Genomic DNA, 14,923 nt, shown 5'->3' on the forward strand with positions numbered 1-14,923 from the left:
CTGGGTGGCCGGTTTACTGATGAGAACGTAATTAATGTTTATTTATCTATATTTAAAGCTGAATGAAAATACAATTTAAAGATACGATTATCACAAAAAAGGTATTAATTGTTACCTTAATCATTTTATTGGTATTTATTGTAAATCCTTTATTATTATTAAACAGCTATGCTGGGGACAAACCCTTAACAGCTTCTGTTAACGTACTTTCCACTTCTGAAAATAAATCTTTCTGGCTTTGGAATTTCCTCGGGCGGCTGCATCCTTTAGCTGTTCATTTCCCGGTAACCCTGCTTTTATTTGCGGCTATCCTCGAAATGTTTACACTTAGAAACTTCCAATCAAAATTGCGACCCGGCATAAACGTATTTGTAGCTGCAGGAGCATTGTCAGCTATCATTTCCGTTGTTTTAGGCTTGCTGCTCGCAAGGAATGGAGACTATGGCAAAGATACTTTGAATATACATCAATGGACTGGAATCGCTACGGCAGCGCTCGGATCTGTCAGCTTGTTATTGCTATATAAAATATTAAAAAGTAACCACGTTAATTTCATAAAGCCTTATCGTGCTTTACTTGTTCTTACAGGCGTTGGTGTTTCTGTAGCTGGCCATTTTGGTGCCACTTTAACTCATGGCAACGACTATCTGTCAAGCACACTTCCCTGGAGTAGTGATTATGATACAACGGCTGTTAATAATTTTGATTTCGCCTCATTAAAAGATGATACTGCCAAACTTGACAAAAAGGAGGAGATGCAATTGAATGTGCAGGTAAGATCGATATTAGCGCACAATTGCTATAAGTGTCATGGATCAGAAAAGATAAAAGGAGAACTGCGGCTCGACAGCAAAAAAATGATATTCAAAGGAGGAGAAGATGGTCCTGTTATTGCTGTCGGCGATCCGGCCAAAAGTGAATTGTACAGACGGATTACGCTTCCTGCGAATCACAAAGACGTTATGCCATCAAAAGGCAAAAAATTATCTGAAGCGGATATTGCTGTGATAAAATTCTGGATTCAAAAAGGTGCACCCTGGCCCGACGGCGATGATAAACAAAACATTTACCGGGTTGCTAAAATGGAACCGAGAAATCCTCCACTGCCTGCTGCATCCGACAACTTGCAAAATCCTGTTGATTTATGGGTAAACAATTATTTTAAAAAGAATAAATTAACCTGGAGTGCGCCTGTAGATGACAGGACTTACTTAAGAAGAATTTACCTTGATGTCATTGGATTGCTTCCTTCTCCTGAAGACCTAAACGAATTTGCTAACGATAACAGGCCAGATAAAAGATCAATTTGGGTAAGGAAACTGTTAAACCGCAATGATGATTATGCGATGAACTGGCTTACCTTCTGGAACGATGCGCTCCGAAATGATTATACTGGCACAGGCTACATTACCGGTGGTCGCTTTGATATTACTAACTGGTTGTATCAGTCCCTAAAATCTAATAAGCCGTACGATGTATTTGTAAGAGAGCTGATAAGTCCTAGCAAAGAATCTATGGGCTTTATTCAGGGCATTAAATGGCGGGGTGTTATAAATGCAAGCCAGAGAACAGAAATGCAGGCCGCACAGAATGTGTCGCAGGTATTTTTTGGATTAAATTTGAAATGCGCTTCCTGCCATAACAGCTTTATAAGCGACTGGAAACTGGATGATGCTTATGGCTTTGCAAATATATTTTCGGATACATCGCTTGAAATAAACCGTTGTGATAAACCTACGGGAAAGTTTACGGAATCTAAAATGTTATGGAAAGAACTTGGTACTATAAATAGTGCTGCGAAAGCTGCAATAAAACAGCAGCAACTGGCAGAAATGATGGTTAAACCTGAAGACGGGCGACTATATCGCACTCTTGTTAACAGAATATGGGCGCAGTTGATGGGTAGAGGACTTGTTGAACCGGTTGATGTTATGGACAATGAGCCGTGGAGCCAGGACCTTCTTGATTGGATGGCCTTTAATTTTGTACAGAACAAATCGGATATCAAGGAGTTGATCTATATGATCACGACTTCCAGGACTTACCAGCTACCTTCTGTAGGTTTTAGCCAGCCGAACCAGATTTTTGTAAAAGATTACAAATTTAAAGGAATGCTGCGCAGGAGGATGACGGGAGAGCAGTTTGCTGATGCCGTCAGTACTGTTGTAGGCACTGTTTTTCCCGATTCTCTTATTAAATATAATCCTTTTGCAAAACCAATTGTTCAGAAGCCTGCTGTAGAAAAATCAACTGGCAAAAAAGGAGATGATAACAAATCAGAAGCAGAAAAGCTGGCCGCCCAAAAATTAGCTGCTGAAAAATTAGCTGAAGACAGGTTGGCTGCTGAAAAATTAGTATTTGAAAAATCGATCCTTCTCTATCCTCGAGCATCTTTGGTAGTAAATAATAGTTTTCTCACTGCCTTAGGAAGACCAAACAGGGAAACTGTTTCTACCAGTAGAGAAACGCAGGCAAATCTGCTACAGGCACTTGAACTTACAAACGGAGAACGATTCAATGAGGCACTTAAAAATGGTGCAGAGTACTGGAAGAAAAAGTATGGGAAGGGAGATGTAATTATTAAAGAAATTTACAGGAAAGCATTAGGACGGGAACCACAGAAAAAAGAATTTCAAGTTGCCAAAAAGATACTCGGAGATTCGCCTGGCACCGAAGCGATCCAGGATCTGTTCTGGGCAGTTTTGTTGCTTCCTGAGTTTCAGATTATTTATTAAGTTACTTAACGAAAAATGCTATGACAATGAAATGGAATAGAAGAGACTTTTTAAAAAACACCAGTGCTGCTACATTAGCTGCAATGGCTGCTGGCGCTCCAATGACCAGTTTATTGACTTCGTGTAACCGAAAAAAAACCAATTCCAAAGCAGACTCTGTTATTTTACTTTGGATGGCAGGAGGAATGGCTCATACTGACACGTTTGATCCTAAAAAATTTACTCCATTTACAAAAGGAATGGATGCGAATAGCGTGCTTAGTACATTTAAACCCGTTCCGACTATACTAGATGGTGTTTCTTTTTCAGAAGGTCTCGAGTCGATAGGAAAGATCATGGATAAAGGAACGCTGATAAGGTCTTACGTAGCCGCCGATATGGGACATATTCTGCATTCGCGTCATCAATATCACTGGCATACCTGCTATAAACCACCTCAGTCTGTTGCTGCTCCCCATTTTGGGGCCTGGATTGCCAAAGAACTGGGTCCAGTTAATCCTGTCATTCCGGCCTTCATTGATATCGGGCAGCGATTTACTTTGGGGGAAGGGGAAGAATTAAAAGCTTTTCATACGGCAGGTTTTTTGGGAAATGAATATGGTCCTTTTCTAATACCCGATCCATCGGCCGGACTGGAAAGCGTACAACCGCCTGTTGGAATGTCTAATACAAGATTTGAAAAGCGAAACCAGTTATATAATGAGCTCGTGAACCAAAGTGCTATGGGTGACTTTGGCAGTGATTATCAAAAAGAATCGCTGAAAAGATCGATGGAGCAGGCATATATACTTTTAAAATCTCCTGAAGCAAAGGCATTTGATTTAAGTAAGGAACCAAAAGAAATTTACGACATCTATAATACAGGAAAGTTTGGGCTAGGTTGCCTCATGGCCCGCAGATTGGTTGAACAAGGTGCACGCTTTATTAGTGTCACTACCGAATATGAACCTTTTAAAGGTTGGGATACGCATGAGAATGGCAATACGAGGGCAAAGGATATGAAAAAGCAGATTGATGGACCTGTTGCGCAGTTAATAAAAGATCTCGACCGAACAGGACATCTTGATCGTACCATTGTAATTTTAGCAAGTGAGTTTAGCAGAGACATGATGGTAGAAGGCCGCCCGGGACTGAAAGTACAGGAGCAGGTGCAACAACCTGATGTTATTCAGGAAATGAAAAATTATGGAATGCACAGGCATTTTACTGACGGAGCGTCTATTTTAATGTTTGGAGGAGGTATAAAAAAAGGCTATGTATATGGCAAGACCGCAGATGAACGGCCCTGTAAAACCATTGATAAACCAATAGTGATAGATCAGATACATCAAACAATTTATCACGCTCTTGGCATTGCTGAAGATGCGCATTACGTGGTGGAAAAAAGGCCGTTTTATACGACGCAGGATGGCTTAGGGAAGGCCGAAATGAGTTTGTTTTCTTAGTCATAAACAAATGCTGGAAAACCATTGTTTGCAATAAAACGAATATTTCTATCAATGGCCCTTTTTTCTGTCGCCACGTTAACCTTATTGAAATTACTGTCGACTTTTTGAGAATGATTGCAAGCGTTTCTTGCATAGAGGTAAGGAAAATATCGAAAAGATAATCTTGAGGTGATATTCAAGAAACAGCAGTACGTGAATTTCTGAATAATTAGTTTTTATGTTCAAATAGCTGTTCTAAAAAAAGTCCAAAGTCAAATGAATAACTGTTGGTTATATAAGTTTCTTTAAACAGAAAATTCTTTATTATTTGATGAATAGTTAATACTATTGCTTTTTGTATTAAAGCAATTAGTACACCTGTTTATTTAATAATATTCATAACCATAATTCTAATATTTACTGTATGGTTCTTTCCCGCACTTCATTAAAAGATATATCCAACGATTTTATTGAAGTACCGAACGAAAAAGTTTTTCAACTTCCTGAAAAAGTGTTGCAGTTTGGTACAGGCGTTTTATTGCGTGGTTTGTGTGATTACTATATTAATAAAGCAAACAACCAGGGTGTTTTTAATGGAAGGGTAGTTGTTGTTAAGAGCACGACAACAGGGGGAACTGATGAATTTTCGGCGCAGGATTCTTTATACACTCACTGCATAAGAGGAATAGAAGATGGAAATAAAGTGGAGGAAAACATAATAAATGCATCAATAAGCAGGGTACTATCGGCCAAAGACGAATGGAATGCAATTCTTGCCTGTGCAGAAAATCCGGAAATGGAAATAGTTATTTCAAATACAACCGAAGTTGGAATTGCCCTAAACCGGGATGATAAAGTTAATGCACAGCCTCCTGTATCTTTTCCTGGTAAATTGCTTGCTTTTTTATACAAACGCTTTACATTTTTTAAGGGCGGTGCAAATAAAGGTATGGTAATAGTGCCAACAGAACTGCTTCCAGGAAATGGAAAAAAACTTAGATCAATTGTTTTAGAACTTGCCCGCCTTAATTCTCTTGATACAACTTTTATCAATTGGATTGAAAACTGTAACCATTTTTGTGATTCTTTAGTAGACAGAATCGTTCCTGGAAAATTACCACAGCAAGAAAAAGAGAAAGTTGAAAAGGAGGCAGGTTATATTGATGATGTAATGATCATGTCTGAACCTTACAGTCTTTGGGCTATTGAAACGAATAATAAAGAAGTTGCTGATAAACTTTCATTTAGCAAAGCGGACAAAGGAGTGGTATTAGCGGAAGACATCAGTAAATTTCGGGAGTTAAAGCTACGATTACTCAATGGCACACATACTTTCACTTGCGGTCTTGCACATCTTGCCGGTTTTACTACTGTAAAACAAATGATGGCGGATGAAAAAATGGCTCAATTTGTTCAGCAACTGATGCAAGATGAAATCGCTCCAAATATTCCCTATAAAATTGATTCCCAAGAATCAAGAGAGTTTTCAGACAAAGTGTTAGATCGTTTTCGCAATCCATACATCGAGCACAAACTGTTGGCGATAACAGTGCAATATTCATCTAAAATGAAAATGCGAAACATTCCTCTTTTGCTGCAGCATTACAAAACATCTTCTCATGCGCCACGTCTCATGGCTTTTGGTTTTGCAGCACATATTTTGTTTATGAATTGCCGGGAGGAAAATGGAAAATTTTTCGGAAATTACAAAGGCAATAAATACATGGTAGAGGATGATAACGCAGGCCTATATGCCGACAAATGGAACAATTATCAAGGCGCGGAACTTGTAGCGTCTGTACTAAGTGACGAAAGATTATGGGAAACAGACCTTACAGTTTTAAATAAATTTAAAGAAACAGTTGCAGCTAACCTGCAACAAATGCAGAATGGTGAAGTAAGACAGGCAATTAACGAAGTGCTGGCACAAAAAGAATTGTTGTAAAGATTGAAATTATGAAAAAGAGTATTTTAAAGGTTCACCCAAACGACAATGTAATTGTTGCGCTTCGTGGCCTTGCAAAAGGAGAACAGGTTGCCTTAAACGGGCATACATATACATTGGCAGAAGATGTGGCTGCCAAACATAAATTTACAGAGCATGATTTAGCACCGGGAGACAAGGTGACAATGTATGGTGTTTTGGTAGGTAAAGCTCAAAAAGAAATTCCGGCCGGAACGAGAATATCAACTAGCAATGTAAAACATGCGTCTACAGAATTTGAATTAGGAAACCGCAGAACAAACTGGCGTGTACCCGATGTATCAAAATTTACTGGTCGCACTTTTAAAGGATTTCACCGAAGCGATGGGAGTGTAGGTACAGCTAATCATTGGGTAGTAATTCCGATGGTTTTTTGTGAGAATAATAATGTGGAAGTTTTAAAAGAAAGCCTGCTTGATGAACTGGGATTTTCGCGTCCGAAGAAATACAACCGTTTTGCACAGCAGTTGAAGGAATTATACGCTTCCGGACGGTCGGTACAGGATATACTGAATGTTCAATTTCGAGAAGATGAGCAAGTAACAAAAAGTGAACGGTTATTTCAGAATATTGACGGGGTAAAATTTATTTCTCACCAGGGTGGGTGCGGGGGAACCCGGCAAGATGCACAAGCTTTATGTGGCTTACTTGCAGGATATATTACTCATCCTAATGTTGCCGGAGCAACTGTGTTAAGTCTGGGTTGCCAGAATGCACAAGTGGCAATGCTTGAAGAAGAAATCGCAAAACGCTCACCCAATTTTGATAAGCCTTTATATATTTTAGAGCAGCAAAAAATAGGTACTGAAACAGATCTTATATCACAGGCACTTAAGCAAACCTTCGCGGGCCTTATGATAGCTAACCAGGTTGAAAGGGAAGATGCGCCCATCAGTAAGCTATGCCTTGGTCTTGAGTGTGGTGGTTCTGATGGTTTTTCAGGAATTTCTGCAAACCCTGCTATTGGTTATACCAGTGATTTGCTGGTTGCGTGTGGTGGCTCTGTTATACTTTCCGAATTTCCTGAATTGTGTGGGGTAGAGCAGGAGCTAAGTGACCGTTGCGTCGATGAAAATAAAGCGGTTCGATTCATAGATATAATGCGTCGATATAATGAGAGAGCAAAAGAGGTAGGTTCAGGGTTTGATATGAATCCTTCTCCCGGAAATATAAAAGATGGCTTAATTACAGATGCTATAAAATCTGCCGGAGCAGCTAAAAAAGGTGGCACCTCACCTGTTACCGATGTATTGGATTATCCTGAAAAAGTTTCAAAGGCGGGATTGAATTTGTTGTGTACTCCTGGTAATGATGTGGAATCTACCACTGCCGAAGTAGCCGCAGGTGCAAATGTTGTATTGTTTACAACTGGACTTGGCACGCCTACGGGCAATCCTGTTGCTCCGGTAATTAAACTGTCAAGCAATACCAAATTGTACGAAAAAATGCAGGATATTATTGATATTAACACCGGAACAATTATAGAAGGTGAAGAGACAATTGAGCAGGCAGGAGAAAGAATTCTTGATTTTGTAATTAAGGTGGCAAGTGGAGAAATTGTAGCAAAATCCGTAAAAAACGGCCAGGAAGATTTCATTCCCTGGAAGCGCGGCGTTAGTTTGTAAAATAAAATGATTAGTAACTGGTGAGTGTAGGTAACTAGTAATCCCAACCATCCACTTACAACTCACTGTCACAACTCACTATATGAAAAGATATTGTTTGGCATTAGACCTTATTGACGACCCGGCATTGATAGAAGAGTACGAATATTGGCATAAAAAAGAAAACAGGCGTCCCGAAATAATGAAAAGCATTTCAGACGCTGGTATCTCTAATATGGAAATCTATCGTACGGGGAACCGCCTCTTTATGATAATGGAAGTAGAGGATGATTTTAGCTTTGAAAGAAAAGGGAAGATGGACGCGGAGAATCCAAAAGTGCAGGATTGGGAAAACTTTGTATGGAAGTTTCAAAAACCCCTCGAATGGGCAAAGCCCGGAGAAAAGTGGGTATTGATGGATAAAATATTTGAACTGAAATAGATTTTTGAGACAGGTGTTATGACCATCTTTTGCAAGGCCAATAAAATTTTAATTGTGCCTTTTCAGTAAGAATAATGTTTGGTTTTAATCAACCATAAAATCTGCATTATCTTTGCTAAGCCTTTCAACTTTTTCTCCTGCCATTTCCCTTAATGTAAACTCAATCGTATTACTCATCGCGTTTAAAGCCAGGTCATTTGGGGCAACTCCAAATGGTTCTTCTATTTCATATACAATTGCATCCAATGCCATGAACGTGTAAGCAATAAAGACAACAATAAGCGGAGTCATCCAGCCGATACTATCTACCAAACCAAAGGGCAGCAGGAAACAATACATATAAACGGTGCGATGCAGCATCACTTTATAAGTAAAAGGGATAGGGGTACCCGCTATTCTTTCGCATCCTCCGGCAATAGTTGAAAGATTATTAAGATTATAATCAAATGCTGCTAGTGTAATAGAATCTATTTTTCCTTCTTTTCTTCCTTTTTCAAGCCATTTACCCATTTGCTGCATGATAATAATAGGCTTAAACTGAATGTTTTGCAGAGATTGCGAAAGGTGCAACGGTAAAAGTCGTTGCATATCTGCAGAAGAATCAGTTTGCCTCAACTGGTGTTTCAATGCATGTACAAAAGCAATTAACAAGTGTAAAAAGTCCTTTAGTTCAGGTGCGCCGGCTTCATAACCGCCCATGGTCGAAGCCTGACGATATAACGAACGGGTATCATTTAATAACGCTCCCCAAAGTTTGCGTCCTTCCCAAAAACGATCGTAACTGGCATTATTATAAAAACCTAAAAAAATAGCCAGGGCAATACCTATTAAAGTAAAGGGTGACGCATTAAGAGGGACTTTGTAATGCAAAAACTCGCCATGATAATATACAACTATCATCGAAAGAATTAGCAGCACCAGCAGCCGGGGTAGTATCTGGGGCAAAACCGATCCCTGCCATACAAAAAGCAACCTAAACCAATTTTGTCTATCCCTGGTAATCATATTCTTTTAATTCGTCCTTAAATAATTATAAACAGCTTGCTTTCTGTTGCAAAGGACGGATAAGTAACACAATAAGAATACTTATGAAATAAAAATTTTCTTTTGTTGTATTAGTCTTATAACAGCTCTGGCAATTTTAATTGTGTATAAAGAACACCGGCTAAGACAAAATCAATATTCCATGATCTCGATCTTGCGAAAGTCCATAGGATGACTATTTGATTGCAGGGAAATGTATCCGTCCTTCACTAAATCGTTTCCTGCTACGATAAAGTTTTTTGCAAACTCATTTGTAGCATCGTATCTCGGATTTTCGAATTGAATTATTTGTTCACCATTTACAAAATGAGTGATTTTTCCATTACGGACATCAATTTCAGCCGTTATCCATTCGTCACCGTTAAAAGTTCTTTTTACAGTAGGAGTTGTACAATTAGATGTATTTCTTTTTCCATCAATTTCTACAAACATTCCTGAAGTACATATTTCACCTGTTGGCCGCTCTTCTTTACCATTTCCTCCGTGAAGATTATATTCGAGGCAAACAGGGAAAGGCTGGTTTAAACCAACTGAAGCCGGAGCCTGGCAATGATATTGTATACCACCATCCTTAAATCCCCATGACGGTGCACCCGGTGTTGTATCTCCTACAAATCTATACTCTACTCTTAACCTATAATTAGTAAATTTTTTGTTGTAATACAAAGCGCCAAACCTGTTTTTGAAACTGTCATATTGATCATACCTTGTGCTGAGAATCGCGTTTTCAACCCTGAACGTATTGCCAAAATTTTCACCAAGTTTATGACCGGTTATTTTGGGTGTCCAGTTATCAAGGTTCTTTCCGTTAAACAGGCTTACCCACTTTTTAGTATCCTTTTGGTTAATAGAGACTTTTTTCGAATCATAGGATTGTAGAAGAAAAGGTAGAAAAATTAAAACCAGTCGGAAATGTTTCATATTGTAAAGATGTATTTAGAATGATAGATGATTTCAAAACCTGTCCTGCTTACTCGTTACTTATTGCTTGATTTAAATGCTTCTATAAGGAATTAGGTTCCGTTTCAAATATAATTGAAAAAGCACTTAAAAAAATTTTAACCATTGAAACAGGTTTAACCGTGCCATTGTAGCTTTTTCTAAATAACTTGCAACTCTCAAAACCTGTTGGTTCGCTTATATCGGTTTTTTTAGAATGTTTTTTTTATCTCGACGATGTTTGCCTTTTAAAAAACCAATAGTGGTAAATAAATATAATTATGGATTTAAATTTCTCAGACCAGCTCCAGCTTTTTAAAAACAATGTTGCAATTAAGTTTCAATTGTTCAACAGCCTGTTTATCTCATTACCTTTTCACCGTGTTGAAAATACAGGCATACATCTGTCGTTATTATTAGAAAACTGCACCGAAGGGTATAAGCGAGGCGAAAGTCCCCAGCAAATTATTGAAACTTTTTTTGAGCGATATACAAGTTACGAGAACGAAAAAGAGAAAAACGACCTGCTTTTCCGTTTTATACATTATGTTGAGCGGCAGGTGGTTTTGTTTGATGCGCTCGAAGATTCTGCCTATAAAGAAGTGATAGATATAAACGGACCAGGCACGCTTAAGCATCTTACCTCAGAAGTTATTCAAACTTCTTTGCAGGATAAGCTGGCTGAGAAGCTGAAAGATTTTTCAGTTAAACTGGTGCTTACCGCTCACCCTACCCAGTTCTACCCCGGATCTGTTTTGGGCATCATCAACGATCTCTCAATGGCTTTGAAAGATAACGAGATCAGCAAGGTAAATATGTACCTGCAGCAACTGGCAAAAACGCCTTTCTTAAACAAAGAAAAACCCACACCATACGATGAGGCAATGAGCCTGCTCTGGTTTATGGAAAACGTTTTCTATTTTGCAATAGGGCAGATGATCACAGATGTTACCTCTCAGTTTCCTGAAACAATGAAGTATCATCACCCGATAATGGGGATGGGTTTTTGGCCGGGTGGCGACCGCGATGGTAACCCTAATGTAAATACAGAAACCACGCTAAAGGTTGCAAATGCATTAAGATCAAGTATTATAAAATCTTACTATCGTGATGTAAGAAGAATTAAAAAAAGGCTTACTTTTAAAGGCGTTGATACCATTCTTGCAGCCCTGGAAAACCTTTTGTACACAAATATTTTTGTTCCAGGAAACCTTACTGAAGTCTCTAAAGAAAAAATTCTTGATGCACTTGAGAAGGCAAAAGAAATTACCTTATCAGACCACAATGGTTTGTTTGTCTCGTTAATTGAAAACATCATAAATAAAGTGCACGTTTTCGGGCTGCATTTTGCTGCGATTGATATACGGCAAGATAGTTCAGTACACACCTCCTTACTGGATTTAATTGCAGAAAGGGAAGAAGTGTTGCCGCACGATTATGCTTCTCTTACAGAGCAGGAGAAGATAGACTTACTGGTAAATATTGAAGGCATTGCTGATCCTGAAAAATATGAGGAAGGTGTATTAAGAGACACTTTAAAATCTATAAGTGCTATTAAGACGATACAGCAGTATAACGGGCAGGAGGGGTGCAACCGTTATATAATCAGTCAATGCAACAGTGCTTTGAATGTTTTAGAAGTGTACGCCCTTTTCTTATTAAGCAATTGGAAAAAAGAACAGTTAACAGTTGATATTGTTCCCTTGTTTGAAACTGTTGAAGATCTTAAAAATGCATCAGGAATTATGGCTTCTTTATATGAAAATAAGGTATATAAAGATCACCTTGCAAGAAGGGGCAATACGCAGACGATTATGCTAGGCTTCTCTGATGGTACCAAAGATGGTGGTTACCTGATGGCGAACTGGAGCATATATAAAGCAAAAAGAGAATTAACGCAGATTTCTAAAAAATACGAAATAGATGTAATTTTCTTTGATGGCAGAGGCGGCCCTCCTGCAAGAGGTGGCGGAAAAAGTCATAAGTTTTATGCATCAATGGGTAAGGAAATATCTAATAAAGAAATACAACTGACCATACAGGGACAAACAGTAAGTTCAAGCTATGGAAGCATAGAAGCAGCCAGGTTCAATATGGAACAGCTATTAAACGCAGGAATCAGTAATGAACTTTTTTCAGATAAAGAAAAAACACTTACTGATGCTGAAGAGCAGGTGATGGATGAACTGGCAACAGAAAGTTTGAAGGCTTACGTTGACTTAAAAAATCATCCTGAGTTTATGAACTATCTTGCTAATATAAGTCCCTTAAAATTTTACGGCGAAACCAATATTGGCAGCCGCCCGTCGAAACGGGGAACTTCTTCCAAACTTACTATCAAAGATCTTCGTGCTATCCCCTTTGTAGGATCCTGGAGCCAGTTAAAACAAAACCTGACTGGTTATTATGGTGTTGGTATTGCAATACAGGCGCTCGATAAAAAAGGCAAATTGAATGAAGTTAAGGAATTGTATAAAAATTCTTTATTCTTTAAAACACTTATAGATAATTGTGAAATGTCAATGAAAAAGTGTTTTTTCCCTTTGACAGCTTACCTTGCTGATGATCCGAAATATGGCGAGATGTGGAACCGGATTTACGAAGAATATAAACTGACAGAAAAATATGTTTTAGAGATTTCGGACAAGGATGAATTGATGGGTGATTACCCTGTAGAATCATTATCTATACAGATGCGGGAAAAAATTGTGTTGCCACTTCTGACAATACAACAATATTGTATGGCGAAAATTCGTGAGTTGGATGAGAAACAGGCCTCCGATGAAGAAAAGCAGATTTACCAGAAGCTGGTGATGCGCTGTTCTTTCGGAATTATCAATGCCGGAAGAAACTCCGCTTAAAGGTGATTTTATTGTAAATCTTTTTACAAAGGTTAAGGTTATAAGGAGCAAAGATTTTACTGAATTTCTTTATTTGCTCCTTATAACCTTTGTTTTATAAATGGATTAATCCTTAGCAGGAGGAGGTGGTGGTGCAGGAGGTGTTGCTAGGGGCGGAGGGGGAGGAGTTGCAGGCTGCTTATTTCCTTTTTTCTTCATGTGCAAAGTACGTTTCTCATCAGATATGGTGGTTGTATCTGTAATAGCTTCATTTCCTTGCTTCCATTCTTTAGATTTATATTCCTTTTCCTTGCTTTCAGATTGCAAAATTGTGTCTTTATTTTTTTCAACTGTCGGCGAGGTTTCTTGTGCCTGTACCGTTATCGATGTAAATAGGCAAACTCCAATTGCTGCGTTTTGTAATAATTTCATATAGAAAGTTTAATATAAGATGCAGGCTTATCTTATTTCCATAGAAACTGCCTACATTGAGAATTATATAATGACCCAAATTTTATCAGAAAGAATGACAAAACAATTTCCTGGCTTCAATTATTCAAAAATAGCCGAATCGATCTTTCAGGAACTGGTAAATCTTTTTCCATTATATAATCGTTCATAAAATATCCATTACCAATATCAATATCTTCTTCAGCAATAACTTTAAATCCATTTTTTTGATAAAACGTCTTAGCGATATTTTTACGGTTTACATTTAATCTCAGTTTGGCTGCTCCCATACTCAATGCCTCTTTTTCAACAGTTTGCAATAAAGCTTTTCCTGCACCTGTTTTCTGGTCCGTTGGCAATACATACAATTTTTCAAGTTTATAGATGCATTCATTTTTATGAGAAAAAGATGCAAAACCTATGTGATTAGATTCGTTAAAGGCTACCAAAAAACAATGTTGGTTATTCATTTGTTGAAGAAGCGACGATGCACTGTAAAAAAGATCGATCATGTAACTTACCTGTTTTTCGCCTAAAATGTCTGTATATGCTACAGGCCAGGTTTTAGCAACAATATCCTGTATAAGTGGAATATCATTAAAAGTTGCAGTTCTAATGATTAGATCAGAAGAGAGGGAACCTTCGGTCATGTAATTGTTTTGAATGTAACTGTTGTTTTCGAATTGCTTTTAGTGATAAGCGTACACCGATAATATAGGAAGATAATGCACCCACGATCAGCATGCCGCCGGATGCATATTCAGAAAGCTGGCCATTTTCACCCAGAAATAATAGGCAGTCATAAGTGCCGTGAAAAATAACAGCGAAAAATATTCCGGTTAGTCTTAATAAGTAGGCTCGTGGAGGATTAAATTTTGCAAGACCCACATAGTAACCCATCATAACGGCAAAACTGGCATGGGCAGGAACACTTAAAAACATTCTTATTAAACCGGTAGAGGCTCCATGTTGATATACATAGCCGATATTTTCTATTGTTGCAAAACCCATGCTTACCATTACGCAATAAACAATACCGTCAAAAGGTTCATCAAATGTTTTTTTTGGATAAGCATAATATCTTACCATAAAGTATTTGCAGTACTCTTCGGTAAGGGCCACCACAACAAATGCCATAATAAACGTATGCAAAAGGCTTACTTCTACCAATTGGTTTAAAACCTGGTTACTATAAAACTCAATATATACTGCAGGCAAAGCAGAAAACACGCCTAAAAAGAAACTTATTATAAGGTGGAGAACAGGTTCACGGTTATACTTATCTTTTGCATACACGTACAGCATAATTGCCAGACCAGGTGCAATGGAGAGATAAAGAAGGTTCATGAAGAGTAATTGAACTACTGATAAAAATGAATCGCTTTAAAATACTGTGCCTGCTTTTTTGAAAATTAAAACAGTATATTAGGTACATCCTGATATTCTTAACTTTACTTA

General features: G+C 38.1%; 11 protein-coding genes. 6 read left to right on the forward strand and 5 right to left on the reverse strand.

The window, feature by feature from the left end:
* Positions 1–62: 62 nt before the first annotated feature.
* From B154_RS0106395 to B154_RS0106420, 5 genes are all read left to right on the forward strand, one after another.
* Positions 63–2,735, forward strand: a complete 2,673-nt coding sequence (locus tag B154_RS0106395; RefSeq protein ID WP_018612686.1) for a DUF1549 domain-containing protein — start codon at positions 63–65, stop codon at positions 2,733–2,735.
* 26 nt (positions 2,736–2,761) lie between these two features.
* Positions 2,762–4,180: a DUF1501 domain-containing protein gene (locus B154_RS0106400; RefSeq protein WP_018612688.1), complete on the forward strand. Its 1,419-nt coding sequence runs from the start codon at positions 2,762–2,764 to the stop codon at positions 4,178–4,180.
* Between the two features lie 406 nt (positions 4,181–4,586).
* A complete protein-coding gene (locus B154_RS0106410; protein WP_018612691.1) occupies positions 4,587–6,107 on the forward strand; it encodes a tagaturonate reductase in 1,521 nt (506 codons plus the stop codon).
* 11 nt (positions 6,108–6,118) lie between these two features.
* Complete coding sequence (locus B154_RS0106415; protein WP_018612692.1) at positions 6,119–7,771, forward strand: UxaA family hydrolase; 1,653 nt, start codon at positions 6,119–6,121, stop codon at positions 7,769–7,771.
* 82 nt (positions 7,772–7,853) lie between these two features.
* On the forward strand, positions 7,854–8,192 hold the full coding sequence (locus tag B154_RS0106420; protein WP_018612693.1) for an L-rhamnose mutarotase: 339 nt from the start codon (positions 7,854–7,856) through the stop codon (positions 8,190–8,192).
* A gap of 84 nt (positions 8,193–8,276) precedes the next feature.
* Here B154_RS0106420 and B154_RS0106425 read toward each other — a convergent pair whose 3' ends face one another.
* Positions 8,277–9,197: a bestrophin family protein gene (locus B154_RS0106425; RefSeq protein WP_018612695.1), complete on the reverse strand. Its 921-nt coding sequence runs from the start codon at positions 9,195–9,197 to the stop codon at positions 8,277–8,279.
* A 171-nt stretch (positions 9,198–9,368) separates the two neighbouring features.
* On the reverse strand, positions 9,369–10,157 hold the full coding sequence (locus tag B154_RS0106430) for a 3-keto-disaccharide hydrolase (RefSeq protein ID WP_018612697.1): 789 nt from the start codon (positions 10,155–10,157) through the stop codon (positions 9,369–9,371).
* A gap of 299 nt (positions 10,158–10,456) precedes the next feature.
* On the opposite strand from B154_RS0106430, the gene B154_RS0106435 reads away from it, so the two are divergent.
* Positions 10,457–13,036: a phosphoenolpyruvate carboxylase gene (locus B154_RS0106435; RefSeq protein ID WP_018612698.1), complete on the forward strand. Its 2,580-nt coding sequence runs from the start codon at positions 10,457–10,459 to the stop codon at positions 13,034–13,036.
* Between the two features lie 105 nt (positions 13,037–13,141).
* On the opposite strand, the gene B154_RS0106440 is transcribed toward B154_RS0106435, so the two are convergent.
* The 3 genes from B154_RS0106440 to B154_RS0106450 form a co-directional block, all read right to left on the reverse strand.
* The gene (locus tag B154_RS0106440; RefSeq protein ID WP_018612699.1) at positions 13,142–13,447 is read right to left on the reverse strand and encodes a hypothetical protein; all 306 of its coding nucleotides are present in this window, start codon (positions 13,445–13,447) and stop codon (positions 13,142–13,144) included.
* A 116-nt stretch (positions 13,448–13,563) separates the two neighbouring features.
* Complete coding sequence (locus B154_RS0106445) at positions 13,564–14,115, reverse strand: GNAT family N-acetyltransferase (protein ID WP_018612700.1); 552 nt, start codon at positions 14,113–14,115, stop codon at positions 13,564–13,566.
* Complete coding sequence (locus B154_RS0106450; protein ID WP_018612701.1) at positions 14,090–14,812, reverse strand: PrsW family intramembrane metalloprotease; 723 nt, start codon at positions 14,810–14,812, stop codon at positions 14,090–14,092. The genes B154_RS0106445 and B154_RS0106450 overlap by 26 nt, the downstream gene beginning before the upstream one ends.
* Positions 14,813–14,923 lie beyond the last annotated feature (111 nt).

This window comes from Segetibacter koreensis DSM 18137, from assembly GCF_000374045.1.
GTDB classification, from domain to species: domain Bacteria; phylum Bacteroidota; class Bacteroidia; order Chitinophagales; family Chitinophagaceae; genus Segetibacter; species Segetibacter koreensis.